The sequence below is a fragment of the Sphingomonas sp. DC5200-1 genome (assembly GCF_049897245.1).
GTDB classification, from domain to species: Bacteria; Pseudomonadota; Alphaproteobacteria; order Sphingomonadales; family Sphingomonadaceae; genus Sphingomonas; species Sphingomonas aquatilis.
Window position 1 is genome coordinate 243,284 of the sequence record NZ_JAFCVW010000006.1, and the last position, 9,435, is coordinate 252,718.

Sequence of the window (9,435 nt, forward strand, 5' to 3'; positions counted from 1 at the left end):
CAACCGCCCCACCCACTCCGCCCTCCCTCCGTCATCCCGGCCTTGAGCCGGGATCCCGCTTCTTCTTCTGCGACTGAAAGCGGGACCCCGGATCAAGTCCGGGGTGACGAGCATAGGAAACGCCCTGTCCTACACGGAACAAACCGTGTATAGAGCATCTCGCTCTTTGCCATCGTCCACCCGACCCGCGCTCCCGGGCGCGAACGGCCATTCCCGTGGCCCGCTCGCACAGGGCCGCATTCCGAACGTTACATACCGTCCACTTCGTCCACTTCCGCGCGCCTCCGGCATCGGCGCATTGCCTAAACACCCCCCGTCGGGCATAGTAGAATCGCACGCATGAGCCTGTCCCCGCAGTTTCTCGACGAGCTTCGCGCCCGTACGTCGCTGTCGGCGCTGATCGGCAAGACGACCAAGCTCACCAAGGCGGGCCGCGAGATGCGCGGCTGCTGCCCGTTCCACAACGAAAAGACGCCCAGCTTCTACGTCAACGACGACAAGGGCTTCTACCACTGCTTCGGCTGCTCGGCGCATGGCGATGCGATTCGGTGGATGACCGATCAGCGCGGCCTGCCCTTCATCGATGCGGTGAAGGAACTCGCGCAGGCCGCCGGCATGGAGATGCCCGCGCAGGACCGTCGCGCCGCTGCCAAGGCCGAACGCACCAAGGGCCTGCACGACGCGATGGCCGACGCCGCGAGCTGGTTCACCGAACAGCTGAACGGCATCGGCGGCGCCGAAGCCCGCGCCGTCCTCGCCAAGCGCGGCATCACCCCCGATACCGCCCGCACCTTCGGCATGGGCTTCTCCCCCGACAGCCGCGGCAAGCTGAAGACCGCGCTGAAGGACTATGGCGACCCCGCGCTCGTCGAATGCGGCCTGCTGATCCAGGTTGAGGGCAAAAACCCGTACGACCGCTTCCGCGGCCGGCTGATGATCCCGATCCGCGACGCCCGCGGCCGCGTGATCGCCTTCGGCGGCCGCGTGATCGGCGACGGCGAGCCCAAATACCTGAACTCGCCCGACACGCCGCTCTTCGACAAGGGCCGCACGCTCTACAACCTCGACCGCGCCGCCCCCGCCGCGCGCAAGGCGAACCGCGTGCTGGTGGTCGAGGGCTATATGGACGTCATCGCCCTCAGCCAGGCGGGCATCCACGAAGCCGTCGCACCGCTCGGCACCGCGCTGACCGAAGCGCAGCTCGAACGGCTGTGGCGGATGGTCGACCTGCCGATCCTCTGCTTCGACGGCGACAGTGCCGGGCAGAAGGCCGCCCTCCGCGCCGCGAACCGCGCCCTGCCCATGCTCGCGCCCGGCCGCAGCCTGTCCTTCGTCACGCTGCCCCAGGGGCAGGACCCCGACGATCTGGTGAAGGCCGGCGGCGCCGCCGCGATGGAGGCGCTACTCGGCCAGCCCCAGCCGCTGGTCGACCGCCTGTGGCAAAGCGAGGTCGCCGCCGGCCCGCTCGACACGCCCGAACAACGCGCCGGCCTGAAGCAGCGGCTCGCCGATCTGGCCGCGACGATCGCCGACGTGTCGGTCCGCAAGGAATATGAGAGCGACTTCCGCAATCGCTTCTACGAGCATTTCGCCCCGAAACGCCGCGCCTTCACCCCCAACGCACCGCGCCCCCAGGGCAAGCGTGGACCGGACGGCCAGTGGAAACAGCCGATCGCCCCGCCGACCGAGGATGTGAAGGCCTTCCACGCCGCCGGCATCGATCGCGTGCTGGCCAAGGCGGTACTCGCCGGCCTGATCCGCCATCCGGTGGAGATCGCCCGGCATATGGAGGTTCTCGGCAGCCTCAAGCTGGTCGATGGCGCGCTCGGCCGCTTGTTCGAAGCGGTCGTCGATGTCGCGCTCGAGGATCAGGCGCTTGATAGCGCGCGTCTGCGCACCATATTGGCGCGGAGTGGGTTCGATACGATCGCCAGCGATCTGTTGAGGGCCGACACGATGCCCTATTCGTTCACGCAAAGCGGCGGCGACGTCAGCCGCGCCCGGGCCGATCTTGACGAGGCGATCGCCATTCTGGTGGCCCGCCCCGAAGTCGACCTGGCCCTGCACGAGGCGACCGTCTCGATGCAGGCGCATTTCACCGATGCGGCGTTCGAACGGCAAGTGGCATTGGTGAAAGAGAAACAGGCGTTGGAGCTTCGACTTGCAAATCTCGTGCAAGCGAACGAAGACGCCCGAGCGTTTGGTTCCGAGGACAATTGATGGCGAAGCTTAACGGTAACGGTGGTGACGACGGTAGCGATGGGGCCGATGCACCGCTGATCGACCTGAATGATGCCGACATCAAAAAGCTGATCGCGCGCGCCAAGAAGCGCGGCTACATCACCTACGACCAGCTGAACGAGGCGCTGCCGCAGGACCAGATGTCCTCCGACCAGCTCGAAGATATCATGGCGGCCCTCAACGAGATGGGCGTCAATATCGTCGAGAATGAGGAAGCCGGCGAGGACGGTGACGAAAAGGAAGCGTCCGAAGAGGACGAGGCCGAGGTCACCGAGGTCGACGGCGATGGCACCGCCGCGCCTGCGCTCGAAACCAAGAAGAAGGAAACCGTCGACCGGACCGACGATCCGGTCCGCATGTACCTGCGCGAAATGGGCGCGGTCGAACTGCTCAGCCGCGAAGGCGAAATCGCCATCGCCAAGCGGATCGAGGCCGGCCGGGACACGATGATCCTGGGCCTGTGCGAATCGCCGATCACCTTCAACGCCATCATCGACTGGTCGACGCAGCTCAACGAAGGCACGATGCAGCTGCGCGAGATCCTCGATCTCGACGCGATGCTGTCGAAGGGTCCGTCGGCCGAGCAGGTCGAGGGTGCTGAGGACGACGACACCGGCGAGATCAGTGAAAAGACCGCCGGCGCCAGCTTCAAGGAAGAGGCCGAGCCCGAGGAAGCGTCCGCGGACGACGAGGACGAGGATGGCGGCCCGCGCCCGCCGCGTCCGAGCGACGACGAGGAGGAGGACAACACCCTCAGCCTCGCGCAGATGGAAGAGACGCTCAAGCCGCAGGCGCTCGAGCGGTTCGCCAACATCACCGCGCTGTACAAGAAGTTCAGCAAGATCCAGCAGGCGCGCCTCGATGCGATGCAGGCGGGTGGCGAGCTGTCGGCAGCGGACGAGCGCAAGTATCAGAAGCTGCGCGAAGAGCTGACCGCCGAGGTCGAGAGCGTCCAGTTCCACAACGCCAAGATCGAATATCTCGTCGACCAGCTCTATGCCTTCAACCGGCGCCTCACCGCGCTGGGCGGCCAGATGCTGCGCTTGGCGGAACGCCACAAGGTCAGCCGCAAGGACTTCCTCGACCGCTATGTCGGTCACGAGACCGACGACACGTGGCTGCAATCGGTCGCAAAGCTCGACAAGAAGTGGGGCAATTTCGCGGCCAACGAAGAGGCGGCGGTCGATCGCATCCGCGGTGAAATCAGCGAGATTTCGCAGCAGACCGGCATGGCGCTCGGCGAATTCCGCCGCATCGTCAACATGGTGCAGAAGGCGGAGCGTGAGGCGCGCATCGCCAAGAAGGAGATGGTCGAGGCGAACCTGCGCCTCGTGATCTCGATCGCCAAGAAGTATACGAACCGCGGCCTTCAGTTCCTGGACCTGATCCAGGAGGGCAATATCGGCCTGATGAAGGCGGTCGATAAGTTCGAATATCGCCGCGGCTACAAATTCTCGACCTATGCGACCTGGTGGATCCGTCAGGCGATCACGCGCTCGATCGCCGATCAGGCTCGCACGATCCGCATCCCGGTCCATATGATCGAGACGATCAACAAGCTGGTCCGCACCAGCCGCCAGTTCCTCCACGAGCAGGGCCGCGAGCCCACGCCCGAGGAAATGGCGGAGCGCCTGAGCATGCCGCTCGAAAAGGTGCGCAAGGTGATGAAGATCGCCAAGGAGCCGATCTCCCTCGAAACGCCGATCGGCGACGAGGAAGACAGCCATTTGGGCGACTTCATCGAGGACAAGAACGCCGTCATCCCGGTCGATGCCGCGATCCAGGCGAACCTCAAGGAAACGGTCACCCGCGTCCTCGCCTCGCTCACCCCGCGCGAAGAACGCGTGCTGCGCATGCGCTTCGGCATCGGCATGAACACCGACCACACGCTGGAAGAGGTCGGCCAGCAGTTCTCGGTGACGCGCGAACGTATCCGCCAGATCGAGGCCAAGGCGCTGCGCAAGCTCAAGCACCCCAGCCGCAGCCGCAAGATGCGCTCGTTCCTGGATCAGTAAGGATAGTGAGGTAGGAGATAAACCCTACCTCCGCGCTATTGAGGAGGCGGGTAACCCCTCCCCCGTTCGCCCTGAGCCTGTCGAAGGGCGGGTCTCCACAAGCACCGTACCCGCTTATGGAACCTCGTACTTCGACAGGCTCAGTACGAACGGGAGTGTGTTGGTCGGGGCGCGGGGCGGCCCCTACCCCATCCGCCCCCTCAGGTTGAACAGGATCACCAGCGTCCCGCTGGCCATCAGCGCGATGATCAGCGCGGTGAACAGGATCAACTGCAGGTCGTGCCGCGACGACCGCTTCAGCCCGATGTGGAGGAAGCAGCGGAACTGCACCACCATCTGCACGAACCCCAGCGCCAGCACGATCCCGAACGTCGTCCGGCTGGCAAAGCTCGGCCAGCGCACCGCGACGAATGCGGCGGCGGTCAGCGCCAGCGACCCCACATAGCCGACCGCATAGGTCCGTAGCGCCGCCGCCCGCTCCTTGGCCGGATTGCTCATCGGATCGCCCCCGGCAGATAGACGAGACTGAAGATCGCGATCCAGACGATGTCGATCAGGTGCCAGAACAGCCCCAGCCGCAGCAGATTGACCCGCACCCTGGCATCGCAACCGTAAGCCAATATCTGCCCAATCATCACCACCAGCCAGAAGCTGCCCAGCGCGACATGCAGCCCGTGCAGTCCGACGAGGGCGAAGAAGGACGACAGGAAGCCGCTCCGGGTCGGAAAGGCGCCATGGGCAAACATCGTCGCAAAGTCGTTCGCCTCCAGCGCCAGGAAGCTCAGCCCCAGCCCCAATGTCGCGACCAGCCAGCCGATCAGCACGCGCCGCGGCTCGCGCCAGGTCATGGCGACACTCACCCGGCCGAAGGTCGCGCTGCTGGTCAGCAGCAACAGCGTTTCAACGAAGGTCGGCAGCAGCTTGAACTCGGACGCCGGCGTCGGCCCGCCGACGGTACTGGCGACCATCGTGCCATAGGTCGCGAACAGTAACGCGAAGAGCACGGCGTCGCTCATCAGGAACAGCCAAAATCCGAAGATCGCCGTCTCCGCCCGCTCCGTGTCCAACCCCTCGCTCTTGCCGAGCGGCAGGCCGACATGCGCCAGTTCGGGATCGCTCATGCCTTGATCTCCGCCCGACCACGATTGGCGTCGCTCATCTCCGTCTGCCGCGGCGTCGGCAACGTCGCATGGACCAGCGCGAGCCAGGCGTCATGCTCCGCCGCCACCTGCCGCGCCGGGATCGTCCGGTGCTGCCCCCGCCCGAAGCTGCGTACCACCACCGCCGCGACGACCAGTTCGACGCCAACGACCGCGAGCCACCACATGCCCCACACCAGCCCGAACGCCGCCATCGCCGCGGACAGGCCGATCGCCATACCACTCATGGCGTTGCGCGGCATGTCGATCGCCGCATAGCCTGCGGGCCGCCGGTACGGATCGGGCTTCGCCGCATCGTGCTTGCGGTCGTAGAACCAGTCGCGCCGATCAACCGGCGGCAGCACGGCGAAGTTATACGCCGGCGGTGGAGACGGGATCGCCCATTCCAGGCTGCGCCCGTCCCACGGATCGCCAGCCGGCACCCGGCGCCGCTCCCGATCGCGGATGCTCACCCACAATTGCACCCCCAGCGAGACGAGCGCGGCGAGCAGAACGAATGCGCCGACGCATGCGACATACAGCCACGGCCGGAAATCGGGTTCGAAGATCGCGCTCGTCCGCCGCGCCATCCCGCTCGCGCCGAGCACGTACAGCGGCATGAACGCGAGGTAGAAGCCCACCACCCAGCACGCCACCGCAACCCGCCCCCAACGTTCGTCGAGGCGGAACCCAAACGCCTTGGGGAACCAATAGGTGTAACCGGCGAGCATCCCGTACAGCAGCCCGGGGATCAGCATGTTGTGAAAGTGCGCGACGAGGAACAACGTGTTGTGGACGAGGTAATCGAGCGGCGGCATCGCCAGCACGATCCCGGTCAGGCCGCCCAGCACGAACGTCATCATGAAGGCGATGGCATACAGCATCGGCACGCTGAACCGCACCTCACCCCGAAACATCGTCCAGATCCAGTCGTAGATCTTCACCCCCGTCGGCACGCCGATCGTCATCGTCGCGATGCCGAACACCGCGTTGATCTCAGCCGATTGCCCCATGGTGAAGAAGTGGTGGACCCAGACGGTGAAGCTCAACACCGCGATCGCCATCGTCGCGATGACCAGCGAGGTATACCCGTACAGGTCCTTGCCCGAGAAGGTCGACACCACCTCCGAATAGACGCCGAACGCGGGCAGGATCAGGATGTAGACCTCCGGGTGGCCAAACAGCCAGAAGAGGTTGGCATAGTTCATCATGTTCCCACCGAGGTCGTTGGTGAACATGTGGAAGCCCAGATATCGGTCGAGCGCGAGCAGGCCCGTCGCGACGGTCAGCGGCGGCAGCGCGAAGATCATCAGGATCGCGGTGCAGAGTGACGTCCAGCAGAACATCGGCATGCGCATCGTGGTCATGCCCGGACAGCGCAGCTTGTAGAGCGTGCAGGCGATGTTGATCCCCGCCATCGTCGAGCTGATCGACGACAGCGTCACCGCCCAGATCCAGTAATCGACGCCGACGCCGGGGCTGAATGCGCGCTCGGTATAGGGCGGATAGCCGCTCCACCCGCCGGTCGAAAACTGTCCGACGACGAGGCTCGCCATCATCAGCCCCGCCGCCCCGATCGTCAGCCACAGCGCGATCGAATTGGCCCATGGGAAGGCCATGTCGCGCGCGCCGATCTGCAGCGGCATGACGTAATTGATCAGGCCGGTGAGGAACGGCATCGCCATGAAGAAGATCATGATCGACCCGTGCGTCGAGAATAGCTGGCCGAAATGATCGGCCGACAGGAAGCCCGGATCGCCGATCGCCACCGCCTGCTGCACGCGCATCAGCACCGCCTCGACCAGCGCGCGGGCGAGCATCACGAAGGCCGTGACGATGTACATGATGCCGATCTTCTTGTGGTCGAGGCTGGTCAGCCATTCCGTCCACAGCCGGCCCCACAGCCGATAGCGGGTCAGCAACACCACGACCGCGATGGCGCCGATCACCACCAGCCCGCCGGCCGCGGCACCGACGATCTCGCTCGCATTCGGATCCTGCCAAGCCCGTACGAAGGGCAGATCGGTCCAGGCGAACCGCCCCAGCAGCGCCGGGAAGACGGGGGACGCGGCGATCATCGATGATCCTTCCTATGGCCGTGATCGCCCGCCTGGGCGATGACCCGGTCGAAGAGCTTCGGCGTCACACGGGAAAAGACGACCGGTTGCGCGATGACCGAGCGCGCCGAAAGCCGCCGCCACGTCGCCGCATCGAGTGGGCGGTTGGCTCCTCGCGCCTGCGTCAGCCAGCGATCGTACGCGCCGGCCGGAAGCGCCACCACGTCGAAGCCCTGATGTGCAAAGCCGTCGCCATTGTATTGCGTGTTGGCGCCGCGAAAGGTGCCGGGGCGCGACGCCATGATGTGAAGCTGCGTCGTCATACCCGCCATCGCATAGACCTGCCCGGCAAGCTGCGGGATCATCAGCGATTGCATCACCGTACCGCTGGTCAGCCGGATACGCACCGGACGCCCGACGGGAATGGTCAGGCGATCGACCGAAGCGACGCCCTGTCCCGGATAGATAAACACCCATTTCCAATCGAGTGCGATCGCCTGTACCTCGACCGGCGGCCCGCCGGGGAGCGGCCTATAGGGGTCGTCGCGGATCGTATGGTGCCACAGCAGCACCGCAAGGCCGATGACGATCGCTGTCGGCGGGATCCAGATCAGCGCCTCGACCGGCCAGGAGAAGGACCAGTTCGGGCGATAGGCATGTCGGGTGTTCGACAGCCGGTAGTGCCAGGCGAACAGCGGCACGAGCAGCAGCACCGGGCCGGCGACGAAGACGAGCACACAGGCGAGCACGACGAACAAGTGACGCTGATCCGCCGCGACCGGGCCGGCGGCGTTGACGAACCCGTGCGACAGCGCGGCACAGCCACTCGACGCCAGCACCAGCGCGCCGCCGACCATCAGCCGCACGAGACCCTTTGCGCGCACGTCGTCCCCTTCTCGATCCGGTCCCCATCGCCGGCATCCCATGTCGTCAGACGAATGCCCGGCAGGCCGGTTCCCGCGCGATCAACGCGAGGACCGGCTGACTTGGTTCAGCGCGTGCCGCAGCTCACCGGTCCCGGCGGCGCGCTGGCGATGCGGATGCCCGAGACATCCATGCCGAGCCGCCCGGTGGTCGCGATCACCCAGGGACGCTGCACCGCCCCCATCGTCGCCCCGCTCTGCGCAAAGCAGCGCAGCGGCACGGCGATCTGCCGCCATTCGCTGACTTCGCCTTTCAGGGCACCGGTGATCGGCACGGTGCCGGCCGCCTTACCCAGCACCCCCAGCGTCACCTCGGCTGAGGGCGCCTGCGTCACACGATAGTCGACGATCAGGCTGAGATCGCCGTTCGTCTCGCGCGTCAGGTCGATCGGCGTCGCCTCATCTAGATAGGCGCTGGCCGCACCCGTGCCGGCGAAGGTGAGGCGCAGACTATCCTCCTGCGACGTGCGATCGACCCGGCTCAGTTGCACCGGCCCCTGCGTCTCCAGCCGCGCGCCGGGGACGATGCGCCCGCGCACGAACAAGGCATTCTGATCGGCCGCACCGCCCGCGGGCCTTGCCTCGCTCAGCTGCGGCACCGTCGAGCCCTTCGCATAGGTCAAGCCGTAGCCGAACGGGAACAGCGGGTCGTAGTTCGGATCGCGCCGGTTGAGCACATATTGATCGAGCCGCTTGGGCCACGAAAAGCTGAGCGTACCGTGAAAGTCGTTGCGCGGCTTGCCGTCGCGCCCTGCAATCAGCACGTCGGCGACGCCGCCGCCCTCCGTGCCGGGCAGGAAAGCCGCGACGAAAGCATCGGCCGCGTTCAACTCCGGGTTCACCCACAGCGGCCGCCCCGACAGGAACACCGCGACGACCGGGATACCGGCCGCCTTCAGCCTCTTCAGCAGCGCAAGGTCGCTCTTGTCTTCGGGGCTATATTCCGGTCGATTAGCCAGCCGAGCAACGGGCCGCTGCCATATGCTTTGTCAGCCGCGAGGCTCTCGGGTTCGATGCCCAGCCTGGTGCCGGCGCGTGACACCAGCGTCCGGGTCGCCGC

General features: G+C 66.0%; 7 protein-coding genes. 2 read left to right on the plus strand and 5 right to left on the minus strand.

Annotation, left to right across the window (positions count from 1 at the left end):
* Window positions 1–339 precede the first annotated feature (339 nt).
* Both dnaG and rpoD read left to right on the plus strand, forming a co-directional pair.
* Window positions 340–2,220, plus strand: coding sequence for a DNA primase (gene dnaG, locus ACP7A3_RS15235; RefSeq protein ID WP_426256306.1), 1,881 nt, complete (start codon window positions 340–342; stop codon window positions 2,218–2,220).
* On the plus strand, window positions 2,220–4,256 hold the full coding sequence (rpoD, locus tag ACP7A3_RS15240; protein ID WP_426256305.1) for an RNA polymerase sigma factor RpoD: 2,037 nt from the start codon (window positions 2,220–2,222) through the stop codon (window positions 4,254–4,256). Before dnaG ends, rpoD begins: the two co-directional genes overlap by 1 nt.
* 183 nt (window positions 4,257–4,439) lie before the next feature.
* On the opposite strand, the gene ACP7A3_RS15245 is transcribed toward rpoD, so the two are convergent.
* From ACP7A3_RS15245 to ACP7A3_RS15265, 5 genes are all read right to left on the minus strand, one after another.
* On the minus strand, window positions 4,440–4,754 hold the full coding sequence (locus ACP7A3_RS15245; RefSeq protein ID WP_147036381.1) for a cytochrome o ubiquinol oxidase subunit IV: 315 nt from the start codon (window positions 4,752–4,754) through the stop codon (window positions 4,440–4,442).
* Complete coding sequence (locus ACP7A3_RS15250; RefSeq protein WP_426256304.1) at window positions 4,751–5,377, minus strand: cytochrome c oxidase subunit 3; 627 nt, start codon at window positions 5,375–5,377, stop codon at window positions 4,751–4,753. Before ACP7A3_RS15250 ends, ACP7A3_RS15245 begins: the two co-directional genes overlap by 4 nt.
* Window positions 5,374–7,473: a cbb3-type cytochrome c oxidase subunit I gene (locus ACP7A3_RS15255; RefSeq protein WP_426256303.1), complete on the minus strand. Its 2,100-nt coding sequence runs from the start codon at window positions 7,471–7,473 to the stop codon at window positions 5,374–5,376. Before ACP7A3_RS15255 ends, ACP7A3_RS15250 begins: the two co-directional genes overlap by 4 nt.
* Entirely contained in the window at window positions 7,470–8,336 is an 867-nt protein-coding gene (locus tag ACP7A3_RS15260; protein ID WP_426256302.1) for a cytochrome ubiquinol oxidase subunit II, read from the minus strand. The genes ACP7A3_RS15255 and ACP7A3_RS15260 overlap by 4 nt, the downstream gene beginning before the upstream one ends.
* A 107-nt stretch (window positions 8,337–8,443) precedes the next feature.
* Entirely contained in the window at window positions 8,444–9,358 is a 915-nt protein-coding gene (locus ACP7A3_RS15265) for a putative glycoside hydrolase (protein WP_426257158.1), read from the minus strand.
* Window positions 9,359–9,435: the final 77 nt, after the last annotated feature.

What these genes read in the sequence shown, in the direction of transcription:
- dnaG (WP_426256306.1), top strand. Translation starts at nt 340, where the DNA reads ATGAGCCTGTCCCCGCAGTTTCTCGACGAGCTTCGCGCCCGTACGTCG.
- rpoD (WP_426256305.1), top strand. Translation starts at nt 2,220, where the DNA reads ATGGCGAAGCTTAACGGTAACGGTGGTGACGACGGTAGCGATGGGGCC.
- ACP7A3_RS15245 (WP_147036381.1), bottom strand. Translation starts at nt 4,754, where the DNA reads ATGAGCAATCCGGCCAAGGAGCGGGCGGCGGCGCTACGGACCTATGCG.
- ACP7A3_RS15250 (WP_426256304.1), bottom strand. Translation starts at nt 5,377, where the DNA reads ATGAGCGATCCCGAACTGGCGCATGTCGGCCTGCCGCTCGGCAAGAGC.
- ACP7A3_RS15255 (WP_426256303.1), bottom strand. Translation starts at nt 7,473, where the DNA reads ATGATCGCCGCGTCCCCCGTCTTCCCGGCGCTGCTGGGGCGGTTCGCC.